The sequence below is a fragment of the Aeromonas sp. 6P genome (assembly GCF_051919525.1).
GTDB lineage: Bacteria > Pseudomonadota > Gammaproteobacteria > Enterobacterales > Aeromonadaceae > Aeromonas > Aeromonas veronii.
Genome location: NZ_JBQBEO010000002.1, coordinates 2,473,459 through 2,495,544 on the forward strand (window position 1 = coordinate 2,473,459; position 22,086 = coordinate 2,495,544).

Annotated in this window: 22 protein-coding genes; 5 read left to right on the top strand and 17 right to left on the bottom strand. The window is 45.0% G+C overall.

The features are described from left to right. Positions 1-32: 32 nt before the first annotated feature. Positions 33-632, bottom strand: a complete 600-nt coding sequence (locus ACTG2J_RS11550; protein ID WP_439988613.1) for a 4Fe-4S dicluster domain-containing protein — start codon at positions 630-632, stop codon at positions 33-35. 488 nt (positions 633-1,120) lie between these two features. Here ACTG2J_RS11550 and ACTG2J_RS11555 point away from each other — a divergent pair, with 488 nt between their 5' ends. Both ACTG2J_RS11555 and ACTG2J_RS11560 read left to right on the top strand, forming a co-directional pair. Continuing rightward, positions 1,121-2,854 (top strand): hypothetical protein, encoded by a 1,734-nt coding sequence (locus ACTG2J_RS11555; RefSeq protein ID WP_439997507.1) that lies wholly within the window; start codon positions 1,121-1,123, stop codon positions 2,852-2,854. Positions 2,855-3,158: 304 nt separating this feature from the next. Continuing rightward, on the top strand, positions 3,159-3,470 hold the full coding sequence (locus tag ACTG2J_RS11560; RefSeq protein WP_439988611.1) for a hypothetical protein: 312 nt from the start codon (positions 3,159-3,161) through the stop codon (positions 3,468-3,470). A gap of 25 nt (positions 3,471-3,495) precedes the next feature. Here ACTG2J_RS11560 and ACTG2J_RS11565 read toward each other — a convergent pair whose 3' ends face one another. Then, positions 3,496-4,536, bottom strand: coding sequence for an IS481-like element ISAs19 family transposase (locus ACTG2J_RS11565; protein ID WP_101615945.1), 1,041 nt, complete (start codon positions 4,534-4,536; stop codon positions 3,496-3,498). Positions 4,537-4,624: 88 nt separating this feature from the next. On the opposite strand from ACTG2J_RS11565, the gene ACTG2J_RS11570 reads away from it, so the two are divergent. Next, on the top strand, positions 4,625-5,758 hold the full coding sequence (locus ACTG2J_RS11570; RefSeq protein ID WP_439997508.1) for a hypothetical protein: 1,134 nt from the start codon (positions 4,625-4,627) through the stop codon (positions 5,756-5,758). A gap of 494 nt (positions 5,759-6,252) precedes the next feature. Continuing rightward, positions 6,253-8,121, top strand: a complete 1,869-nt coding sequence (kup, locus tag ACTG2J_RS11575) for a low affinity potassium transporter Kup (RefSeq protein ID WP_216948705.1) — start codon at positions 6,253-6,255, stop codon at positions 8,119-8,121. Between the two features lie 223 nt (positions 8,122-8,344). Here the strand turns inward: kup and ACTG2J_RS11580 are convergent, their stop codons facing one another. After that, positions 8,345-9,538, bottom strand: coding sequence for an alginate lyase family protein (locus ACTG2J_RS11580; RefSeq protein WP_439988609.1), 1,194 nt, complete (start codon positions 9,536-9,538; stop codon positions 8,345-8,347). Positions 9,539-9,681: 143 nt separating this feature from the next. Here ACTG2J_RS11580 and ACTG2J_RS11585 point away from each other — a divergent pair, with 143 nt between their 5' ends. After that, the gene (locus tag ACTG2J_RS11585; RefSeq protein WP_439988608.1) at positions 9,682-10,599 is read left to right on the top strand and encodes an IS5 family transposase; all 918 of its coding nucleotides are present in this window, start codon (positions 9,682-9,684) and stop codon (positions 10,597-10,599) included. 121 nt (positions 10,600-10,720) lie between these two features. On the opposite strand, the gene ACTG2J_RS11590 is transcribed toward ACTG2J_RS11585, so the two are convergent. The 14 genes from ACTG2J_RS11590 to ACTG2J_RS11655 form a co-directional block, all read right to left on the bottom strand. Next, the gene (locus ACTG2J_RS11590; protein ID WP_005351553.1) at positions 10,721-11,350 is read right to left on the bottom strand and encodes a bifunctional 4-hydroxy-2-oxoglutarate aldolase/2-dehydro-3-deoxy-phosphogluconate aldolase; all 630 of its coding nucleotides are present in this window, start codon (positions 11,348-11,350) and stop codon (positions 10,721-10,723) included. 14 nt (positions 11,351-11,364) lie between these two features. Beyond that, positions 11,365-12,330: a sugar kinase gene (locus tag ACTG2J_RS11595; RefSeq protein ID WP_439988607.1), complete on the bottom strand. Its 966-nt coding sequence runs from the start codon at positions 12,328-12,330 to the stop codon at positions 11,365-11,367. After that, positions 12,320-12,847, bottom strand: a complete 528-nt coding sequence (locus tag ACTG2J_RS11600) for a YgjV family protein (RefSeq protein ID WP_013723795.1) — start codon at positions 12,845-12,847, stop codon at positions 12,320-12,322. The genes ACTG2J_RS11595 and ACTG2J_RS11600 overlap by 11 nt, the downstream gene beginning before the upstream one ends. Positions 12,848-12,899: 52 nt before the next feature. Continuing rightward, a complete protein-coding gene (gene kduD, locus ACTG2J_RS11605; protein WP_005351548.1) occupies positions 12,900-13,661 on the bottom strand; it encodes a 2-dehydro-3-deoxy-D-gluconate 5-dehydrogenase KduD in 762 nt (253 codons plus the stop codon). Between the two features lie 91 nt (positions 13,662-13,752). Next, positions 13,753-14,589, bottom strand: coding sequence for a 5-dehydro-4-deoxy-D-glucuronate isomerase (kduI, locus tag ACTG2J_RS11610; protein ID WP_224969994.1), 837 nt, complete (start codon positions 14,587-14,589; stop codon positions 13,753-13,755). Between the two features lie 120 nt (positions 14,590-14,709). After that, positions 14,710-16,104 carry an OprD family outer membrane porin gene (locus ACTG2J_RS11615; protein WP_439997509.1) on the bottom strand — a complete coding sequence of 465 codons (1,395 nt, stop codon included), beginning with the start codon at positions 16,102-16,104 and terminating at the stop codon, positions 14,710-14,712. 24 nt (positions 16,105-16,128) lie between these two features. Then, positions 16,129-16,875 carry an SIS domain-containing protein gene (locus tag ACTG2J_RS11620; RefSeq protein ID WP_421276791.1) on the bottom strand — a complete coding sequence of 249 codons (747 nt, stop codon included), beginning with the start codon at positions 16,873-16,875 and terminating at the stop codon, positions 16,129-16,131. Further along, positions 16,875-18,032: a glycoside hydrolase family 88 protein gene (locus ACTG2J_RS11625; protein WP_439997510.1), complete on the bottom strand. Its 1,158-nt coding sequence runs from the start codon at positions 18,030-18,032 to the stop codon at positions 16,875-16,877. Before ACTG2J_RS11625 ends, ACTG2J_RS11620 begins: the two co-directional genes overlap by 1 nt. 11 nt (positions 18,033-18,043) lie before the next feature. Then, positions 18,044-18,760: a sugar isomerase domain-containing protein gene (locus ACTG2J_RS11630; RefSeq protein WP_005345238.1), complete on the bottom strand. Its 717-nt coding sequence runs from the start codon at positions 18,758-18,760 to the stop codon at positions 18,044-18,046. Beyond that, on the bottom strand, positions 18,757-19,254 hold the full coding sequence (locus ACTG2J_RS11635; protein ID WP_224969990.1) for a PTS sugar transporter subunit IIB: 498 nt from the start codon (positions 19,252-19,254) through the stop codon (positions 18,757-18,759). The genes ACTG2J_RS11630 and ACTG2J_RS11635 overlap by 4 nt, the downstream gene beginning before the upstream one ends. An 18-nt stretch (positions 19,255-19,272) precedes the next feature. Beyond that, on the bottom strand, positions 19,273-20,049 hold the full coding sequence (locus ACTG2J_RS11640; protein WP_224970192.1) for a PTS system mannose/fructose/sorbose family transporter subunit IID: 777 nt from the start codon (positions 20,047-20,049) through the stop codon (positions 19,273-19,275). Next, positions 20,042-20,827, bottom strand: a complete 786-nt coding sequence (locus ACTG2J_RS11645) for a PTS mannose/fructose/sorbose/N-acetylgalactosamine transporter subunit IIC (protein WP_005351531.1) — start codon at positions 20,825-20,827, stop codon at positions 20,042-20,044. Before ACTG2J_RS11645 ends, ACTG2J_RS11640 begins: the two co-directional genes overlap by 8 nt. Position 20,828: 1 nt before the next feature. Further along, the gene (locus tag ACTG2J_RS11650) at positions 20,829-21,263 is read right to left on the bottom strand and encodes a PTS sugar transporter subunit IIA (protein WP_074045201.1); all 435 of its coding nucleotides are present in this window, start codon (positions 21,261-21,263) and stop codon (positions 20,829-20,831) included. Beyond that, on the bottom strand, positions 21,238-21,984 hold the full coding sequence (locus ACTG2J_RS11655) for a GntR family transcriptional regulator (RefSeq protein WP_439988604.1): 747 nt from the start codon (positions 21,982-21,984) through the stop codon (positions 21,238-21,240). Before ACTG2J_RS11655 ends, ACTG2J_RS11650 begins: the two co-directional genes overlap by 26 nt. Positions 21,985-22,086 lie beyond the last annotated feature (102 nt).

Sequence of the window (22,086 nt, forward strand, 5' to 3'; positions counted from 1 at the left end):
TTTGTTAACGAAAAACGGCTCGGCAAGCTCGCTCACACCCGCGCCAGCATCGCCAGCAGTGCCTCGGCACTGGCCAGCTGTTTCTGCCGGTTCAGGGTTTCAAGATGCTCCGGCGTGACCAGCCGCAGCGCCTGGGTCGGACACACCTCGACACAGGCCGGGCCCGCCTCGCGGTGACGGCAGAGATCGCACTTGAGCGCCTGCGCCTTGGTCTGCTGCCGCTTGAAGAGCGAATCGGCAGTCGGGGGCACCTCTTTGAGCACCACCGCCATGGCGCCGTAAGGACAGGCCACCACGCAGGACTTGCAGCCGATGCAGCGCTCCTGCAACACCTTGACGCAACCATCCTCGCTGACGATGGCATTGTTCGGGCAGGCCATGGCGCACGGCTTGTCTTCACACTGGCGGCAGAGCACCGGCGTGGTCACCTTGCTGCCCACGATCACCTTCAGGCGCGGCTGAAAGTAGCTGTCCCTGGAGACCAGATGTCCATCCTCGATGGCAAGATGCAGGCCGCCCTCCCGCTCAAGGGTCCCGCTGCAAGACCCTGACTGGTGTGAAACGGCGCAGGCCACCTCACAGGTACGACACCCAATACAGAGACTGGGATCTGCAATCACGAAGCTGTTCATAGAGAGGGATCCTAAATGGTTCGTTACACCGGGCCGCCCGCCGACAGGCAAAAAGGCGGCCAGCCCCCCACAAAGCATTTATCAGACCAAAACGGGTCAAGGGTGCGATAAAAATTCACAACCATCTGAAAATAAAGGAGTAATCAGAAAACGTAGCGCGCTGTTTATCACCGCTGACGAGGGTGACGACGGGGTGGGAAGTGTGATCGACACGACAAAAGTGACGAGCTCGACACCGGCTGACAAAGGCGTATCACCCTGCCCTTTCAGCTCAAGCGAACAAATAACAACCAATCAATGACTAATTTATTGATCTTGGACAGATTTTGCACCGATCGCCCTTTTTAGCCCCTACCCGATTGGATAGCATGCTTCAGTTGGCAACTAATTTCGTTAGAAGTCGTTTCCATTCAGAAAGATAACAAAATACGACCACGGTAAAAATATAATACCCGTACAAAAATAAATATCTAGGAGATGCTAGTAATATGGAAAAACTAAAAGAAAGCATAGTTGAAAATTACATAAATGGTTCTCTCTTGGATTTTATCGATGATTATTACGATCACAATAATGATGATTCCAAGTCATTAATAAATTTGCTTTCAGAGTTACATAACAAACAACAGATAAACATTATTGAAGTGTTTTCAACGCTTAAAAACATACCGGAAAACCATGATTTCTTTTCAAAAATGAATATTTTTGAAAAAATCTTACCTAATTTAGATACTTCTATCATAGATATTGTCGAATGTGTCAAAAAAATCACATTGGAAGCAGGCCAAGATATGGCTGCCTATATGCTTATAGATCCTTTGATTGAACTATGTAAAAAAAACATTAGCTATCCTGATGAACTCTTTTATTTTTCCTTATCAAATGTTGATCCGGATTTTGACTCACTATCAATAGCGCTTCAAGCTGGTGCGTGCATCAACGAGAAGGACTATATAGAGAAGGGCATTAATCTTTTAAAGAATAAAAACTCTAAGGTTGTTGAGCGAGCATTATTTTCTCTTGGTAAAATAAAGTATCAAGACCATAAATTATTAACACTAGCTGCAACTGAGATCATTAATTTAACTTCTTCTACGCCATCAGATAAAATCCTAGCAATATCACTGAGAGCGTTAATAAACATTTATTCTCAAAATAACTCTTTAGAAAATTTAGTTTTAGAATTCCTATGTAAACACCCTAACAATTTTGGAGAGCTGTATATTAACACAGCGGCTACGATAATCGCCTATAACTATGAAGTTCTGAATGATAAGTTAATAAAAGTATTGTTTGATATCTGCTGCCATGTGAAACCAGAAAATATACAAACAGTAAACATTGTTGACTATGCATTAAGGAACTTATTAAAACAAGGAGGATTCGCTGAATGTGTCTCTTATATTGAGAAGCTATTCTCATTAACGGAGTACAAACTTTCCATTAAAAACCTGAATAGTTTTACCAATGAAATACACAATCATCCAGAAACCTACTTATCATCATTAATTACACGATGGCTAATTTCAAACAATTACTATCTATGTAAAAATTGCAGCAATCTATTTGATAGAAGAGAGTCCGATGCATCAATTAAATTCAATAAAGAAATGCTATCTAAAATTAGCCATCAAACCTATATTACATTAGCTAAAAGAGCATGTGGCTGGTTTTTTATTAGACCCAAGATTGCAATTGGACTTATTACCTCGTTAATGTATTATGCCCCTGATGATGCTTTAGGTGAAATCAATGAAATTATATTTAACCCTTTATTCATAAGTTATCCTGGAAGTATGCGTGAAAGCATAAGTCAGCTTAAAAACTCATCAGACCATCGAATGCGTAAGATAGCTGAAGATATATTAGTATCTTTCGATAAATATCAAGATGCAGTAGAGAAAGCCACAGATTTAAAAGAACTAATTCCTAGTGAACAAGATCGTCATACCTATAGAAGACATCAAAATAGATTAATGGATGACTCTATCAAGCAGGCAAGATCTAAATCTTTCTTCTCATCAATATTTTCTGGGAATGAATCTTTTCTTCTATATGGGAATAAATCTATTCACTATATCCAACATGGGGAAGATAAAATTCGTCAAGAAATTCCTCTTCAAGAAATATCTCACTCAATGCTGCTAGCTTCTATGCTAAACCTTGATCCACATGGTTTAAACAAAATGATATTTCAATTTAAAATAGAGGGATGTAATTAATGAAATTAGTAGTAAGACAGTATCTTGCATCACTTAAAGAGCGCGGTGAACTTGATTCATTATTACCAGACCTATTATCTCAAATTGGATTAGAGGTTTTTTAAAACCAGGTATAGGTAGCAGACAATATGGTGTCGACGTTGGAGCATTTGGTAGGCTTGCTGACGACATCGAAAGCAAAGTATATTTGTTTTCCGTAAAATCCGGGGATCTAGATAGAAAAGACTGGAGCAGTGGAAACCCACAAGATTTGAGACCCTCAATAGAAGAAATAATAGATGTATTTATTCCCACGAGAATCCCTGTGGAATACAAAGATAAGCCTATAGAAATCTGTTTATGCTTTGGTGGAGAAGTAAAAGAAGAGGTTAGAGCTAACGTTAGTATGTTTTTAGAAAAACATAAAACTGACTCTGTGTCTTTCTCTGAGTGGAATGGGGACAGATTAGCTACATTAATTGAACAACACATGTTGCGAGAAGAGCTTTTACCAAAAAACTGTCGTGTTTTATTACGTAAGTCACTTGCAATGATAGATGAACCAGAAATTTCTTTTAAACACTTCAAAATACTGGCTGCCAGCCTTACAAATTGTACAGATCTAGTTATCACCTGACACCGGCCTCAAACCGGTGTCTTGTTTACGCTACTTTAGTGCGCACTTCCTTCGGTATCAATTTCAGACCCTTCTTGAACATGCTGTAGGGGGTCTGACCCTCCATCATCCTGCCCTGATGTGGCCGCTCGGTGTTGTAGTGTTCCAGGTAGCTATCCAGGTCTGTCTGCATCTGCTCCACCGACTCATACCAAGTCGTTCTCCCCTTGATACGGAAGTGTTCATCCAGCAAGGTTCGATGTAGCCGCTCGATAAAGCCGTTGCTCTGCGGCCTGCGCACCTTGGTGGTTCGGTGCTCAATCCCCTCCAGTTGCAGGAACAGCTCGTAGGGATGATGGTCAGGGCGCCCGCAGAACTCGCGCCCGTTGTCCGACAGGATGGTATAGACCCGTGCCTCGTGGGTTTCAAAGAATGGCAGCACTGTTTCGTTGAGCACATGGACCGAGGTGATGGGCAGCTTGCTGGTGTAGAGCCGCCCCCAGGCGTGGCGGCTATAGCAGTCCAGCACGGTTTGCAGATACACCTTACCGACCCCCTTGAGCGCGCCGACGAAGAAGGTGTCGACCGCCACCAGTTCCCCGGTGTAGTGGACCTCAATCTGGCGTTCTCGGAACTCGGGACTGAATCGCTCGAGCAGGCGAATTTGCTCGTCATTGAGCTCAATCGTTTGTTCCCGATGGGTTTTCTCGAGACGTAACAAGCGGTCGTGTTTGGAGAGCAAATCGTGACGTTGCCACACGCCACGCACGCCGCCGGCACTGACGTTGATGCCTTGCAAAGCCAGTTCTTGCGCGACCCGCAGCGGGCCGTGAGTAGGCCTGGTGAGGGAGTAATCGAGGATGGCCTGCTCAATCTCGGGAGCGACCCGGTTGGGATGAGCCCCTTTACAGCCGGGCAGTTTGTCGAGCAAGCCCTCGGCGCCATAGGTCTGGTAGTTACGGCGAATCTCGTAGAACTGCTGGCGGCTGTAGCCGATGAGCTTGCAGGCTTTGCTGACGTTATTGAGCTCTTTGGCGAGCTCTAGCAGGCTGAGTTTACGACGTGCTACTTTCTCGTTGGTGGTCATACGGTGACTCCGGATAACACGGTAGGGGTACCGTTTTGTTATCCGGTTTGAAGCCGTATGACCACTCCCTTTTGTGGGCAACTGTCAGGTGAATACCATCTCCATACATACAAATGTTAAGGAGTCAAAACCTAACCAGATTTTAACTCGCATCAGACAACTTAATCTTTGTTTATGGATTTTATACTCATGGTGTCGGGAACAAAATAATTTAGAGAGTGCATTTTTATCTTCTGAATTCACTATTTTAAACTCTTGGGATGCGACTAAGTTTGCTTTTGACAAAAAAAACAAAATAGCAATTGAGACATTAAATGCATTGGACTCTATTTTCAGGCTGAATTTACAAATATCTAGTCAATACATAGAAGACAAGATCTTGCCACATGTAGACAATTTATATGCTTTATCACATGCAGTTAGGCCGTCTTGTCCTGTTGACGTCAATTTAAAAATGTTCGATTTACTAGGTCGAATTTCACTATATGGATTCTGGCTATACTGGTTTTTATCAAATTCAGAACCTAATTCAGAGTTATCGAAAGAATTTGAAGAATCGATATTAAAAACCCAAAATGCGATAAAGAGACTTGTTGTAAACAACCCTATACTCTTTACACCTTACAAAGATGAACAAGCGATAGATCTAACTTTGGCATTGTTTTTCTTATATATGAACTCCACTCACTGGAATGATATTAGCTCTTGGTTGTTGTATATGACTCAAGGTATACATCATCTTTTTCATCAAAACGACTCATATCCAACTACTATTTTGAGTTATGCCGAGCTAATTGAACACCCTATTGACAACTCCAATGAATATAGAAGAAGTGTCACTAAAGGAGCTGTTTTATATCCATACATTTCTTTATTTTCCATTATCACCAATAATATTCAGCCATATGATAATGTTAAAAAAATAAAAGATGAGTTTTTATCTCACTGTAATTTTCAAGTTTTCTTTCTAGATAAGTCTTCAGAAAAACACTTTTATAAGTATGATTCCATGCATGGCTCAACATTATCACACGTATGCATAGACGACACACCAGAAAATTTTATCAAACAATTAATAGATGAATGCGCCTCCTCAAATAAAATTTATGAAATGAGTGCCTATAAACATAACTTCTGGCCATTAATACTCACAGGTTGTAGACACTATCGATTACCAATACCTATGCATTTCATTATTGACACATATAAACAAATCTCTTAATAGCTTTTAGTTCATTAGGGTACAATAAGCGCAGTTTATTGTACCCTACATTTATTTCTTTCTGGCAAATAAAGACTCCATTGCTACTCATCCCCCTCCCCTTTGCCATCCTGCCAGTATTTAATTAGTGATTACTTTATCGTCTATTTATTATCCATTTTGGTAAAAGAGAGTGGCCAAACCACTTCGCTAGATAAAACAAACAGTTGCCTGCATTGTCGCGGCCTATTTCAATCGCCGGATAATTAATTCTCTTACTCAAATTGAACTTTTGATTATTTATAACTGAGCATAGTCCCGCAGAGTGTGTGTCATTATAAGCTTAATGACAGATGAACAGACTGTGTTCCATGACAAGCAGATCACTATTCCGTTAGCGCCCTTTCCCATCGCAATCCATTAATTCTCTCCCGATTAAATATCACGACTCTCTTGGTAGGTCGGGCAGCTGTGCGTTGGCAAACGTGTAAACATCAAACTGACAAGATGAACTCATGAACTGTGATAAACAACAAGCCACTCCCGGCGTTATGCTGGCGGCGATTGGCGTAGTCTATGGCGATATCGGCACCAGCCCGCTCTATACCTTGCGCGAGTGCCTGTCAGGTCAATTCGGGTTCGGCGTCGAGCCGGCCTCCATTCTCGGCTTTCTCTCGCTGATCTTCTGGCTGCTGATCCTGGTGGTGTCGGTCAAGTACCTCTCCTTTGTGATGCGGGCCGACAACGCCGGCGAGGGTGGCATTCTCACCCTGATGTCGCTGGCGACCCGCAACGCCTCCACCCGCTGGACACCGCTCCTGATCATCCTCGGCCTGATTGGTGGCAGCTTCTTCTATGGCGAGGTGGTGATCACTCCGGCGATGTCGGTGATGTCGGCCATCGAGGGTCTGAGCATTCTCACCCCCGCCCTCGACCCCTATATCGTCACTCTCTCGGTGCTGGTGCTGACCCTGCTGTTTGCCATCCAGAAACATGGCACCGCCATGGTGGGCAAGCTGTTTGCCCCCATCATGCTGATCTGGTTTATGACGTTGGCGGTGCTGGGGCTGCGCGGCATCATCCACAACCCCGAGGTGCTGGGGGCGCTCAACCCCATCTGGGCGGTGCGCTTCTTTGTCCAGTACCAGACCACCTCCTTCTTTGCCCTCGGCGCCGTGGTGCTGGCCATCACCGGGGTGGAGGCGCTCTACGCGGATATGGGCCACTTTGGCAAGAATCCAATTCGCCTCGCCTGGTTTATCGTGGTGCTGCCCTCGCTGGTGCTCAACTACTTCGGTCAGGGGGCGCTGCTGCTGAGCAACCCTGCCGCCATTGCCAACCCCTTCTTCCTGCTCGCGCCGAAATGGGCGCTGGTGCCGCTGCTGCTGCTGGCAACCATGGCGACGGTGATCGCCTCGCAGGCGGTGATCTCCGGGGTCTTTTCGCTGACCCGGCAGGCGGTGCGCCTCGGTTATCTCTCCCCCATTCGCATCGTTCATACCTCCGAGCAGGAGTCCGGCCAGATCTATATTCCGGTCATCAACTGGATGCTCTATATCTCGGTGGTGATCGTCATCATGAGCTTCGAGCACTCCAGCAATCTGGCTGCGGCCTACGGCATCGCCGTAACCGGCACCATGGTGCTCACCTCCATCCTCTCCTGCTCGGTGGCCAAGAACAGCTGGCACTGGAACAAGTATCTGGTGGCCATCCTGTTTGCCGCGCTGCTCTGTATCGACGTGCCGCTCTTTGCCGCCAACCTCGCCAAGATCTTCTCCGGCGGCTGGCTGCCGCTCACCCTGGGCGCGGTGATGTTCACCGTGATGACCAGCTGGAAGAGCGAGCGTTTCCAGCTTATTCGCCGCCTGAACGAGCACGGCAACTCCCTTGAGCCGATGATCGCCTCGCTGGAGAAATCCCCGCCGACCCGGGTGGCCGGCACTGCCGTCTATATGTCGCGGGTGGTCAATGTGATCCCCCATGCGCTCTTGCACAACCTCAAGCACAACAAGGTGCTGCACGAGCGGATCATCCTGCTCACCCTGCGGGTGGAAGAGGTGCCCTACGTCCACAATGTGCGCCGGGTCTGCATCGAGCAGCTCTCCCCCACCTTCTGGCGGGTGGTGGCAAGCTACGGCTGGCGCGAGACCCCGAACGTGGAGGAGATCTTCCACCGCTGCAACGCCGAGGGGCTCAGCTGCCGGATGATGGAGACCTCGTTCTTTATGGCCCACGAGTCGCTCATCATGAAAGACCGCCCCTGGTATCTCTATCTGCGCGGCAAGCTCTTTATGCTGCTGCAGCGCAACGCCCTGCGGGCGCCGGATCAATTCGAGATCCCGCCCAACCGGGTCATCGAGCTGGGTTCGCAGGTTGATATTTAAGCGATGCAAGCCACACCAGTGGCTTATGTCAATCAGCTAAAATTCCCTATGCTTTTCATGCCTGGTTTTAAATATCGTAGTGAAGTCGATGAAAGAGACCGTAATGGTCATAGAACAAGCCCGAACTGATACCTGAGTAGCATGATCGTAATAAAATACGGCCTGTATTTACAGGCCGTACCATCTCCTTGTTATGCATCTATTAACCTGCATAACGTTTATGTTATTTAGTATGAGTTAGCTCTTCCCATAAATAATGAAAGAAACCTTGCGGCCGTTGACTACCATTTTCAAGGAGCCATTTTTCAGTATTGGGGAGATAGACACCATTTATTTTAGATAAGTGGTTATACGCAATGTGCATAGTTCCTTTCAATCCACCTAAAACAGGAACATTCATGCCACATTCGTTTAGCAAATCACGGTTCCCGGCCATATCTAATGCAGCATTAAATTCCATAACCGAGATAAACCGCTCTTTTTCTTGACTATATAGATCAACACCTTGCACATAGGCAGTTTGTGCCGTATTAACAAACCCAGCTACTCCATAAGCCAGATGCTCCAAATCTCTACACGTTTCTTGTGCATGACCTTGTTTTAATGGTGTTGTCTTATTAGTGATACTCCAATATGAGTTGAATTTATCTAGTTCATCATGGGAATAACAGCCTGCTATTGGTTTTGGCAAACCACCATCAGAATATAAGTAAACATATGTTGGAAAATACTTATGGAATCGTTCTAAAGATTCATCGAACAGTTTTTGATCATCAAGGAAAACTGCAGAATTTAATTTTGCTTCCGTGATGACGGCCTGCCAATTCCCAAAATGACAATCTGTTTTTTGTCCATTTATATCGTCAATATAACGACTTCTAAGCATATGCTCAAATTTCTTTATTTTATCTGAATTCCATTTTGAACTGCCGTCGATAATATATGTATGTTTGATTATCTCAGCAGCCCTAGCCCATACTGCGGCAGCCCATGATGCCTGAAGTGCTTGGTTTTGCCCAGTGTGATGCCCTGTAAACTGTTCAGACCAAGCATTCATTATATTTATCGAGTTTTCGGCATACACATTATCCCCGCTATATAACCAGGCGAGAGCTTGGGTATATGCAGCACGAGCATCCTCTCTCTCTATTTTGCAGCGTTGGGCAATTCCCTCGCCATCAGGACCACCACACGCCATGCTGTCCCATTTGGCAGTGGGCAAATAGCTTCGATTAGCTAATGGGGAGACAAGCATATTTTTATATGATGAGAACCATGGTTCAACCTCATTGGAAACTTTTTGTCTAACAAATTCTATGTCTGTTTTATTAAGTAATACGCCGGGATGTTCAAAAGCGAATACATTATGTGCAGCACAGAGTAATGAAAAAACAAAAACAAGCTTTTTTACTTTCATAACGTCTCCAATGTCTTTATCGCGACAAATCCTTCATCAATTACAGTAAATGGGCGGCGTTGTTTCCCAAATCGATGCAGCTTGAATGGAACTAACTGAGGACTCGGTGATCTGATCACCACCATCCCCTTCAAGTCTGCATCATGGGCACATCGCTTCACCCCATCACCAACTGGCCTAAATACAACAGGTCTCTGATTAACCGTGGTTCACTCACCTTCTGGGTTGATGCCGAGGCCATGAGCAACTGGTTTCACCACGACCATCATGGGCGGCGGGGCCGCAGCCAGCTTTACACTGACCAGACCATCTGTACCTTCCTGATGCTCAAGGGGATTTTCAACCTCACTCTGCGGGCCACTCAGGGACTACTCGACTCCCTGTTCGAGTTGATGAACGTACCGCTTTGTGCCCCCGATTACAGCTGTGTCAGCAAGCGAGCACGCACAGTGATGGTCGCTTATCGACAGCCCCCAAAGGGGCGCATTACCGACTTGGTTATCGACTCAACCGGGCTGAAGGTGTTTGGTGAAGGCGAGTGGAAGGTCAGAAAACACGGCGCTGAGAAGCGGCGGGTCTGGCGCAAGTTACATCTGGCAGTAGACCCGGTGAGCCACGATATCGTGGCGGCGGAAGTCTCGCTGGAGAATGTCCATGATGCCGAGGTGTTGCCGACCTTGCTCAACCCACTGCGGCGCAAGCTGGGACGTGTTTATGCGGATGGTGCCTATGACAGCAAAGCCAGCCATCAGCTTATCTCGCACAAAGGGGCGACAGCCTGTATTCCGCCTCGTAAAAACGCTGGGTTATGGGAAAAGGGACATCCAAGAAATGAGGCGGTGCTGGTAATGCGCAAGGAGGGGCTAGTGCACTGGAAGAAGATGTCGGGATATCATCGGCGCTCGCTGGCAGAGACGGCGATGTATCGGTTCAAGCAGTTGATGACGGGCAAAATCAGTCTGCGTAACTACAACGGCCAAGTGGGAGAGATCATGGCCTACGTGTGTGCGATGAACAAACTGAATGCCCTTGGTCTGCCTGTCAGAAAGCCCCGAGTGTAGCTGTCACCTGGGGCTGGGGAAGTTGTGGCTTGATGGTTGATTTGGGAAACAACGCCTAAATGGGCCACAAATTCATCCTCGTCACCATGTGACCCACCATTGCTTAGTCAGCCCTATAAAATCACTGGGACAGAAATGCCACCGCTTCACGAGTGAGTCGGCCAATCTCTTCCCACTGTTTCTCTGCGATCAGTTTCTTGTCGACCATCCAGGATCCACCACACGCGATGACCCGCGGGATCGCCAAGTATTCATTGATATTGTGAGGCGAGATCCCACCGGTGGGCATCAGCGTGATCTGGGTATAAGGTGCCAGCAGCGCCTTGATCATCGCGCTACCACCCGATGCTTCGGCAGGGAAGAACTTCAGGGTCGTCAGCCCCATCTCTAGCGCCGCTTCAATGGTGCTGGGGTTATTGACCCCCGGGATGATCGGGATGTCGAGCTCCTGACAGGCCTTGACCGTATTGGGGTTAAAACCGGGGGAGACGATAAAGGTGGCGCCCGCCTCTTTGGCGGCGATCACCTGCTCACGGTTGAGCACGGTGCCTGCGCCAATCAGCATCTCAGGTTGGCTCTGGCGCAGCAGCCGGATCGCCTCGGCCGCGGCAGCGGAGCGGAAGGTGATCTCGGCAACCGGCAGGCCGTTATTGGCCAGCGCCGCCCCCAGTGGAATGATGTCTTCAGCCTGCTCGATGGCGATCACCGGGATCACTTTCAGGGCTTGCAGTTGTTCAGTAATGGATGACATTCGGTTGACCTCGTTTAGTGTGATGCCGGTTTGATGAAGCTGTCGGTGACACTGCGGGTGGCACTTTCCGGAATAATTGCCCCCTTGTGCTGAATGACGATCCCCGCCAGTCGGTGGCCCATGCGGGCGCACTCGTCGATCGCCTGTCCTTGCAGGTAGCCAGCCAGAAAACCGGCATTGAAGGAGTCACCGGCCGAGGTGGTATCCACCACCTTGCTGACCGCTTGGGTAGGAATAGTGATGGTGGGTTCCCCGGTTTGCAGGGCCTGGTAACAACAGCCAGCTGCCCCCTGTTTGACCACCGCCTGCTGCACCCCAGCCGCCTTGAGGCGCTGCAGGGTCTGGGTCATATTCTCGTCCCCCCACAAGGCCTGCTCATCGTCGTCGGTGACCAGGGCCAGCGTAGTGATGGCCAGCAGTTGCTGGTAACAGGCCCGGGCGTCGGCCGGACTCTGCCACAGGGCGGGGCGATAGTTGCTGTCAAAGATGATCGCCACACCCGCCCGGTGCAGCTCAGCCAGCCACTGCAGCAGCGCCTGCCGATCTGCGGCGGGCAGGATCGCCAGCGAAATGCCGCTGAGATAGAGCGCATCCACGTTGCTGACGGCCTGCTTGAGCTGCGGCAACTGCCGGTGCTGCATCAGATAACGGGCAGCCGAATCATTGCGCCAGTAGAGGAAGGTGCGCTCGCCGTGCTCATCAAGCTGGATAAGATAGAGGCCTGGATGGCGCTGTTGATCGATGAGCACCGCGCTGGTGTCGATCCCGGCCTGTTGCCAGCGCGCGATGATTTGCTGGCTGAGAGGGTCTTGGCCCATGGCGGTCAGGTAGCTCACCTGAATATCGGTGGGTTGGGAGGCACGCGCGAGATAGATGGCGGTATTGAGGGTATCGCCCCCAAATGCCTGCTGCATGTCACCAAAAGGCGTGCCATTGAGTTCAATCATGCACTCCCCGAGCAGGGCAATCTTACTCAACATAATCGATTTTCTCCTTGTTTATCCGGATCCCATAAACCGTTAAAATCGTGTAACTGTTGATGAGGAAAAAACCCCCTTCCAATAAAATTCCCCCCCATGATCCCGCCCAGATATTGTGGATCAACCAAACGACAGTGCTGGCCAGCATACATAACCGCAGGGGCCCACCATCCAGCCGAAACAAAGCGTAAGTACTGAGCGTTGTTCCCAACACCGTCAGAAACTGCATGGGATGTTCCAGATATGGAATTACAAGACCACATGATGCAATCATGAATATCAACATGACTGCTTGGGTACGGTAATAACCTGACACCCACGTTCTCACCGCACATAACAGACAACTAATTGCAGCAGCTACCGCGCCCAGCATTAAAAAATGTATCGATAAAAGCGCACCATTGAGGCAAAGCAGTGATCGCAGTTTCATATCTTGCCGTTGTATAAATGCCAACGCACCAATCATACAAGCCAGCAATCCGATCAATTGCGCTAACATCTCAACATAATTAGTCATACAGTATTCCAGAAAAACGCCTATCAGGTGGTAATGCAGCAATGCTTGAGCATTAACGAGCCAGCCAGCCACCATCCACGGCTAGGGTATAGCCATTAATATAATCTGAAGCTGATGATGCTAAAAATACCACTGGCCCCATCATGTCATCCGGAATCCCCCATCGACCAGCAGGAATACGCTCCAGGATGGCAGCATTACGATCATCATCAGCACGCAGTGCAGCGGTGTTATTGGTTGCCATATAACCGGGAGCAATAGCATTCACATTGATCCCATGACTAGCCCATTCATTGGCCAGCAAACGGGTCAGTCCCATTACTCCACTTTTTGAAGCCGTATAAGAGGGAACGCGGATCCCGCCTTGATATGAAAGCATGGATGCGATATTGATGATTTTTCCACCATTTCCCTGTGCCATAAACTGCTTGGCAACCGCTTGCGACATAAAGAAGAGGCTCTTGATATTGATGTCCATCACCTCATCCCAGTCTTTTTCACTGAAATTGATCGCATCATCACGGCGAATAATACCGGCATTGTTAACCAATACATCAATGTGACCAAAATGCGATACGGCCTGCTCAATCAACAGTGGCAGCTCGCTAACTTTACTGACATCAGCCTTGAGACTCAAAAACTTTTGGCCAATCGCTTCAACTTTGATCATTGTGTCCGTTGGTTCAACAATATTGATACCAACAATATCACAACCAGCTTGTGCCAAGCCCAATGCCATTCCTTGTCCAAGGCCCGTATCACAACCGGTTACGACGGCGACTTTACCTTTCAGATCGAATGCGTTAAGAATCATGCTATTTCCTATGGCACGAGATTACGTGCACCAGATTTAAAGTAAGATGCCGGTCGAAACGAATCGACCGGCAACATGGATATACGATGTTTTAGCGCAGGTCCTTGATAGCAACATGATCCATGTCACCAAATACCTGGTTTTCACCGACCATACCCCAGATGAACGTATACGCCTGTGTACCCACACCAGAATGGATAGACCAACTGGGAGAAATGACTGCTTGCTCATTTTGCACAACAATATGGCGAGTTTCAGCTGGCTTACCCATCATATGGAATACGGCAGCATCGTCCTGCATATTGAAATAAAAATAGACTTCCATGCGGCGCTCATGAGTATGGCACGGCATAGTGTTCCACAAACTACCATCCTCAAGTTGGGTCATCCCCATCAGCAGCTGACAGGTTGGCAATACATCAGGAACCAGATACTTGTAAATAGTACGGCGGTTGCTGGTAGCAGCATCACCCAAGGTTGTCGGTGCAGCTTCATCCTGAGTGATCTTTCGAGTCGGGAAAGCAGTATGTGCCGGGGCGCTATTGTAATAGAATTTTGCAGGTTTATCGCTGCTAACACTGGCAAAACTCAGTTCACGGGCACCCTTGCCAACATATAATGCCTCGGCACTACCAATTTCGTAGGTAGCACCATCAACCATAACAATCCCCGGGCCACCGATATTAATAAGTCCCAGCTCACGACGCTCCAAAAAATAGGTCACACCAAATGCCTTGCCAAGATCATTGGCAAAACCCAACTCTGATGTAACAGGCATTATTCCGCCAAAAACGATACGATCAATATGGCTATAGGTCATACTGACTCGATCGGCCGCAAAAATATCCTCAACTAAAAATTCGTTACGCAAGCCGTCGGTATTAAGTTGCTTTGCATGTTCGCTATGAATACTTTCACGAATATCCATGATTTATCTCTTGTATCAGGTAGATAGTAAAGAGTGATGATATAGCCGATGGGCTATCAGTCATGTAGGTGTACATTCATCATGTAGCGCCATCAGCTATCAACTCTCATATAGAATGCATTAGTTCAACAGGCTCAAAGAGTGAGTAAAAATAACTCTGATATCATTTCTGTCTTGCTTGGCGTTGGTGTCTTTAGACCTGAACAGTGCCGGCAGTACCGTCATATTGATATCCTTCACTGCACCCGCATTAAATTTATAGGTGATCAAAAAATCCAATGACTGCATGGTGCCATCATAAGTTCTCTGCTCTTTTACTTTCGACACATCAGATACCACGTGCCATGCATAGTTTGCGGACGTACCAAGTGTTAGATTCGGGAGGCCAAAATCGAGCATGTTATATTTGATGCCAACCTTAACAGCTTTCGCTCCTGCCACATTATAATCTTCTAATGAGGATAATGTTTGCTGGAAATCTCGTTTGTCAGAGTTAGCCCATGGTGTCAATCTAAAATTGTAATCCTTAGTTGATTCTGATTTATTTTGGCTATATCCAGTAAAATATGTCACGTTATCTTTGGCAAGTGAGAGGCCAGCACCAACATAGTACTCCAGTGATGGATCTTTAACGTTGGATTTTTCCTCAAGATATTTACCGCCCTGGTAATAGCCAGTGGAAGTCAGAACCGCACCATTATCAAACTTATGATTATCTGTCACAAACAGATGCCAGTTCTTCCGATAACCTTCACCTTCACCATATGCCAGGTCATACAAGGTGTCACCGGTATTATATGAAATGCCCGCCGAATGAATATAGTCAATAATCTGTCCTGGTTTAACACCACTAAGATTTGATGCTTCATTCTGGTGCCAGGTATTCGTCATATCATGGAAAGAATCTGTCCAATCATTTCTGAATTGATCTGCCCACGCATATGTCAACTTCCAGTTATACAATGCCAGTGCGCTATCAATACCACGATAGGCATGAGGGTTTAGGCCCCAGCTATTCTTGATAGTACCTGAGTTTATCGTTGTATATCCACCTGACATTTTAAACAAAACATTGTCATCACCATACTTTGCCTTTAACGCAGCAATGGGGATAGCAGCATAACTGCTCTCACAAGGATTTAATGTACCATCACCTTTGCAATCGTAATCATAAAGCAGGATTTCAGATTGACCTACCGACGATCCCAGCTTGATATTGCTGGCAGCCATAAAGTCCAAACCAATAATGTCTTTATAATAGCCACCATTAAAGTCAAGCGCGATATTGGCAGTCTGGTTCTTAATGCCGCCCTGAGAGCCATCAGCTGAATATGAACCTGTATTAGCATCCTTAACATCACGATGTCTAAAATACAAAGCACTATTGAGACTTAGCCTTGAGTCATTAATAAATGCCTTTTGAAAATCATCGCTGACAGCACTGGCGTTAGCATTTCCATATACGGACATCAGCCCCAACATAATCAAGGTTGGAGTAAAAACCTTTCCTTTCATAGCTTGTCACCTTTAGAGGATATTTTAATTATTAGCGGTTAACTCTGGAACTTTGTCTTTATACCGTTTCAGAAGTAATTTATTATGCTCGGACGAACCTGAAATGTTGCCACTTTTAAATACTGGAGGATTTATACCAGCATCAGCCATCTCTTTTATTAATTCAGAAAACAATGACTGAATGATATATATACCATTAATCGATGATATTGGTGTGAACGATGTACAATCACCGTGATTCAAAATTGCATCACCAATAGGAACATTATTATCAATCGTGATGCAAGCCACATCTCTTAGGTTTTTCCCGGAAGAGTGTCGAGATGATTGCGTATCACAATACTGATAGCTGGTAATTCCTATCGTCAATGCACCATACGATTTTGCCCAGCTAATTGCTTCCACTGGAGCAGGATTAATACCAGAAGTAGATATAACAATCAGCGCATCTTTATCAGTAATATTATATGCCGATAATTGCTCTGTGATATACCCTTCTTGCTTCTCCAAGTATGACGATCTTGCGGCACCTTCATGCAACATCAACGGCTCAATAAAAATTGGCCGCACACAGGCAATCCCGCCAGCCCGATAAAAAACATCCTCAGCAAAGATATGTGAATGGCCACAGCCAAAGATATAAATTATGCCATTATCACAAACTTTATCTGACAGTTTTCTAGCAATATCAGCAATAATCTGACGCTGTGATTCATGAATGGTTGACAAGCTCTTCATTACGCAATTAAAAAATGTATCTTGCATTTTCATTACCAATAAGTTCGCCATTGATTTGAATAAACTCGATACAGGGCTTCCATATAATAGTAGTCCCCCCATACGTTACATTCATCTATGCCTTTGCCTAGCGCAAAGGCATAGACACCATGTTTCAATAACCCGTCACAATCCTCATCATCTCTCGATGTCATGTGGTCACTGAGGCATTTCAGTAATTTTCGAGAGATATGCTGGTAATCTGCATGCTCAAATAACTTGCTCGCTTCAAGCAGCCCACAGATGGCAATTGACAATGCTGAGCTGTCTCTGGGTTGATTATTCTCAGCCTTAAAATGGAGATCCCAATATGGAATGCCATCTGCAGGCAAATGTGAGAAAAAGTACTCACATACTGCCGTATATTTTTCACTATTAACCAGTTCTGGATGATACTTATAAGTTAATGGCAACCCTAGCAGAGCCCATGCCTGACCACGGGCCCAGCATGATAAGTCACTATAGCCCTGAAATGTTTCACCTTTCAGCGGCAACTTACTGACTCGGTCAAAAAAATAGGTATGATAACTTGAATTATCTTCTCTGAAGATATTTTCAGTCACTCGCTTGAAGTGATTCACTGCTACGCTAGCGTAATTATCATCACCTGATATTTCGTGAGCCCGATATAACAGTGGTAAGTTAATCAATGAATCGATGATGAGTCGATATTCTTGATCATTATCCATCCCCCCCCAAGCTTGAATAAATTTAGCATCAGAGTGATATCTGGCAAGCAACTTGTCGGCTGCCAATACAATGGCGGAGTCGAACTCTTCAGTTTTAAAGACCTGCTTGGCAGCAAGCAATGACAGGCTGTAAAGAAAGCCGATATCATGGTGATCCAATACAACATGATTCGTCAATCTGGACACAAAGCTATCGATTATTTCTTGCAACTTGTTTTTAAAAAACACATCGCCAGTAAACTCATATGCGATGAGCAACATGCCGGTCCAAAATCCATTGGTCCAATCGTTGTTCTCTTTTAGCAAATACCTGTTATTAACAGCACAAGCTGAAGGAAACTTGTCACCCATCTTTATTGCAAGGGTTTTAATCTTATGACAAGCCCATCTCAACTCATCTTTGACTTCCACATCAGTAATTGGAGTCAAGGCATCAAACTGAGCACTATTTAGCTTTTTCATTTTGAAAGTCTCTAGATAGTAAACACTCGACTTCTGTATTCACTCAATAGTTCTAAATTATACTCATTGCCACCAGGTTGATTAATAGACCGTAAAATTGGAACAGAAATACCAGCTGCACAAACCAATTCTGTAGCTCGAATTGATATACAGTTTGCTATATATGCGACAGCGAGCGATGAAGTAGGCCCAATTTTTAATTCAGATTCCGGAATTTCAATTGAGCAATCACCTTTAAAACAGCAGTTGTCGATAACTACATCAGCAAGATCAGCAAGCTTTAGACCACTTGAGTGCTTTGCAATGGACTTATCAGCATCTTTCCTGTTAACAATGGCAATTATCTTGATGCCTGCGCTTTTTAGTTTTTGTGCCAATTCAACCTGCAATGCTTTATTGCCAGAGTTAGAAATTATGACAAAGGCATCGTGTTGTTGAAGATCAAGGAGAGAGGCAAAAACATCTCCAACCCCCTCAACATTTTCAAACCAGCCACTATGGCCATAAAAGTTATCCAATGCCCTGGTATTTACAAATCCCCCAGCTCGACCAGCAAACTCTATAGCACCTGCAAATGAGTGGCCGCTACCGATAGCATAAATAATGCCTTTATTCTTGACCGTGTTTTTGAAAATTTCAGCAGCACATTCAATTTGCTCAGTTTGGGTCTCACTAATCTTGTCAATGATGCTAAAAATATTATTCTTAAACTCAACAAGATGGCTCATGATGCAGTCCAGAAATTACTAGTAAATGATGTAATAAGTTCTTCACCATCATCAGGAACCATTCTGGCAGTGATCTTGATACCTCGATTAATCAAATCCAGTATGTCGAGTTTTTCAGCATGGGTGACACTAATGGAACGCTTCACTTGCGTGGTCTCGGGACGGTTGGACATGTTCCCGATATTGAACTCTTTAATGTCAAGGCCTGCATCTACTAGTTTTTTTATTACGCCTGGATGCTTTACCAATACCAACACTTGCTGACCAGCATATTTACCTGCAGATATATTCTCTATGGCTGTCTGGGTAGAGATGATGGATGTATGAACCCCAGCAGGTGCGGCCATTCTTAATATGTTCTTTTCAACATCATTGCTTGCTACTTGATCATCGATCACCATGATTCTGTTGGCAGAATAATAGCTGACCCAGCGTGTAGCGACTTGACCATGAATCAATCTATCATCAATGCGGATATGTGCGATGCCTTTCATATTATTACCTGTTTGAGATTAAAAAATGCCAAGATTATAAGTAACGATACCAAAGAACATCAGAATGAAAATCACTTTGGTTGAGTTCATGCCTTTCAGGCCTAATAGCCAATAGGTCAGCAGTACCACAAACAAGGGCATCAAGCCGGGCATCAGTTGATCAGCAATATTTTGCAGTTTCAGTGAAACATCGCCATAACTAAACTCAAAGCTCAACTTGGCTTTCACCACCGTCGGAATAAGAGCACCAACGACAGTTAATCCCAATATATTTGCTGATTTTGTGATTTTATTTAGTTTGGTGCTAAGTTGCCCTACCAGTTTAACCCCTTCGTTATAACCGACTTTGAGGCTATAGCGCATGAACATTAAACGAATCAAACCAAAGGCTGGCCACAGCAACAATCCCAGAGGATTACCTTGTAGTGCCAGATATGATGCAATGGAACCACAAATTGTCGTCGGGATAACAAAAAAGAGGGTATCTCCAATCCCGGCCAACGGTCCCATCAAACCCATCTTGGTCGATGTAATTGCATCTTTTCCTTCAGTGCCAATATCATTTTCCAGCGCGATATTAACACCCAAAATTGATGCTGCCATCGTGTTATTACAATTAAAAAACTGGACATGATTATCAGCAGCAGAAACCAGTTCTTTTTTGGATTTATACTTATGTTTTAGAAATGGGATAATGCTATAGAGGTACCCCAAGCCTTGCATTGTTTTATAGTTCCAACCAGCCTGACCAAAAAAGAACCAGCGCCAAAATACTTTATTTATTATTTTATTCATCACCCATAACCTCATTTTGTACATTAGTGGTTGCTTGAATAACATCATCATTGCTGTTGAAATATGCTATGGCGATAGCCACACCAACTAATGCAACCCCTAACACAGGTACAGACAAATAGGCAGACAAAAAGAAACCAATGATCAAAAAAGACATGTTCTTTTTAATTGGCAAATATCTTAACAGAATGGCAATACCCAACGCAGGCAACATTCCACCGGCTACTTTCAGGCCATTCATAATCGCCTCAGGGATGTAGGAGACGATATCATTAACAAACACAGATCCTAACGACAAAGCCAAGAAAACAGGAATCATACGGGACAGCGAGGTGGGAATGATCCCTAGCAAGTTCATTTTCGCCGCTTTACATGGCTCGCCATTTGCAATAAGTCGCTCGGCTTTATTCTGAATAAAGGTATTGGTAAAGCGAGCCAAAACATCTAATTGCACCATTAGCAGGCCGATCGGGATTGCAATAGTGGCACCAAACTCAGCGCCTTTACCGCTCATCACAGCGAATGCGGTGCCAAGCAGTGCGCCAGTCATATAATCAGGTATTGATGCTCCACCAAAGTTACCGACACCCAGTACCAGCAGGTTCAATGTACCACCTACCATCAAACCTGTTTGAATATCGCCCATAATGACGCCGGCAAAAAATCCAGCCATGGTCGGTTTAACAAGACCAAAGGTTGTGTTATTACCATCATAAATAGCCAGGGCAGAATATGCAGTCAATAGCAATATTTGCCACATTTCTATATGTTCAAGCATGTTATTCATCACCTGTAGAGATTGCTGTATTATAATCGCTTGGTTGCATCATAGAAATTCCATCTATGGCCGTACCAATAACGGTATTCAGTTCAATACCAGTCACGCTATCACCATCCAGCATAATGGTTTCCAATACCATATTTAGATTCATGCCTGTGAGCAATGAGACTTTATCAGCCAGATCATTATTAATGATATATGATACAGCAGTATTGTATGGCGACCCATTTTTCAAATCTGAAATGATAATTACGTTCTGACTTTCTTTTGTTTTGCTAGAGAGGTATTGAATTAGTTCAGTAGCAAATCCACCAACACCACCAACTGCGGTTAACTCAATAACATGTAGATTTTCTTGCGGACCTAAAATGAGTTCAGCTGACTTTTTTGCTCCACTCGCGATACCATCATGAGATATCAACAGTATTTCCACTTCCTGCTCCTCTTACCGATTCAAATTTTAAATAGAATGACTCAACTCTTTTAAATGTCTCGATATACTCGATAATTTCACCAGATGTTTTATAGGTAGTTCTTAATATTTTAACTACGGCACTTCCCTCTGGGATGGACAGAGCTTTAGCTATATGAACATCAACGTTACTAACTACCGTTACCTCTTCAGTGAATGGCATCGAGTACATGTCAATTTTATTAAACTCTGCCAGATGCTCGTACAATGATAAATACCCACTTTTTTCAGCCAGTTTCTTTGTGTCTAAATAGTTTTCTGGTATGTACGAGGTCTGCACTGCATAGGGAATATCATTATCTGACTTCAATCTTACAATCTTATAAAAATAAGAATCGAATGCTCTATTCAATATTTTGTTAATCGACTCAGACGCCTCTTTCTCAACATCAATCAATGTTACTTGTGATTTGTTCAACTTGACACTCAGATCACTCTCTGAAACCAACACATGCTTGTTTCTTTTAGACTTGGAAATAAAAGTACCTTTTCCTTGCTGTCTAAATAAAAAACCCTCATTGACCAGTTCATGGATGGCTTTTATCACTGTTGCTGAACTGACACCATATTTTAATTTTAATTCTGCTTCGCTATAAAATTTTTGTCCGGGAGTATATTTCCCTTCATTTATTTCTTGTATCAAGTCGTTCTTGATAGTCAAATACTTTAAACTGCTAGACATTTACTGACCTCATACAAAGTGACTTCTCATATTTAATAATATTAAACTATCTGGTTAGGCAAAGAAAAGTCTCGATACCCTACGTGCTGCGCTCAAAACATC

Coding starts and splice junctions, on each gene's coding strand:
- ACTG2J_RS11550 (WP_439988613.1), bottom strand. CDS start 632: ATGAACAGCTTCGTGATTGCAGATCCCAGTCTCTGTATTGGGTGTCGT.
- ACTG2J_RS11595 (WP_439988607.1), bottom strand. CDS start 12,330: ATGTTGAGTAAGATTGCCCTGCTCGGGGAGTGCATGATTGAACTCAAT.
- kduI (WP_224969994.1), bottom strand. CDS start 14,589: ATGGATATTCGTGAAAGTATTCATAGCGAACATGCAAAGCAACTTAAT.
- ACTG2J_RS11615 (WP_439997509.1), bottom strand. CDS start 16,104: ATGAAAGGAAAGGTTTTTACTCCAACCTTGATTATGTTGGGGCTGATG.
- ACTG2J_RS11590 (WP_005351553.1), bottom strand. CDS start 11,350: ATGTCATCCATTACTGAACAACTGCAAGCCCTGAAAGTGATCCCGGTG.
- ACTG2J_RS11635 (WP_224969990.1), bottom strand. CDS start 19,254: ATGAAAGGCATCGCACATATCCGCATTGATGATAGATTGATTCATGGT.
- ACTG2J_RS11640 (WP_224970192.1), bottom strand. CDS start 20,049: ATGAATAAAATAATAAATAAAGTATTTTGGCGCTGGTTCTTTTTTGGT.
- ACTG2J_RS11655 (WP_439988604.1), bottom strand. CDS start 21,984: ATGTCTAGCAGTTTAAAGTATTTGACTATCAAGAACGACTTGATACAA.
- ACTG2J_RS11630 (WP_005345238.1), bottom strand. CDS start 18,760: ATGAGCCATCTTGTTGAGTTTAAGAATAATATTTTTAGCATCATTGAC.
- ACTG2J_RS11625 (WP_439997510.1), bottom strand. CDS start 18,032: ATGAAAAAGCTAAATAGTGCTCAGTTTGATGCCTTGACTCCAATTACT.
- ACTG2J_RS11645 (WP_005351531.1), bottom strand. CDS start 20,827: ATGCTTGAACATATAGAAATGTGGCAAATATTGCTATTGACTGCATAT.
- ACTG2J_RS11555 (WP_439997507.1), top strand. CDS start 1,121: ATGGAAAAACTAAAAGAAAGCATAGTTGAAAATTACATAAATGGTTCT.
- ACTG2J_RS11565 (WP_101615945.1), bottom strand. CDS start 4,536: ATGACCACCAACGAGAAAGTAGCACGTCGTAAACTCAGCCTGCTAGAG.
- ACTG2J_RS11580 (WP_439988609.1), bottom strand. CDS start 9,538: ATGAAAGTAAAAAAGCTTGTTTTTGTTTTTTCATTACTCTGTGCTGCA.
- kup (WP_216948705.1), top strand. CDS start 6,253: ATGAACTGTGATAAACAACAAGCCACTCCCGGCGTTATGCTGGCGGCG.
- ACTG2J_RS11620 (WP_421276791.1), bottom strand. CDS start 16,875: ATGAAAATGCAAGATACATTTTTTAATTGCGTAATGAAGAGCTTGTCA.
- kduD (WP_005351548.1), bottom strand. CDS start 13,661: ATGATTCTTAACGCATTCGATCTGAAAGGTAAAGTCGCCGTCGTAACC.
- ACTG2J_RS11600 (WP_013723795.1), bottom strand. CDS start 12,847: ATGACTAATTATGTTGAGATGTTAGCGCAATTGATCGGATTGCTGGCT.
- ACTG2J_RS11585 (WP_439988608.1), top strand. CDS start 9,682: ATGGGCACATCGCTTCACCCCATCACCAACTGGCCTAAATACAACAGG.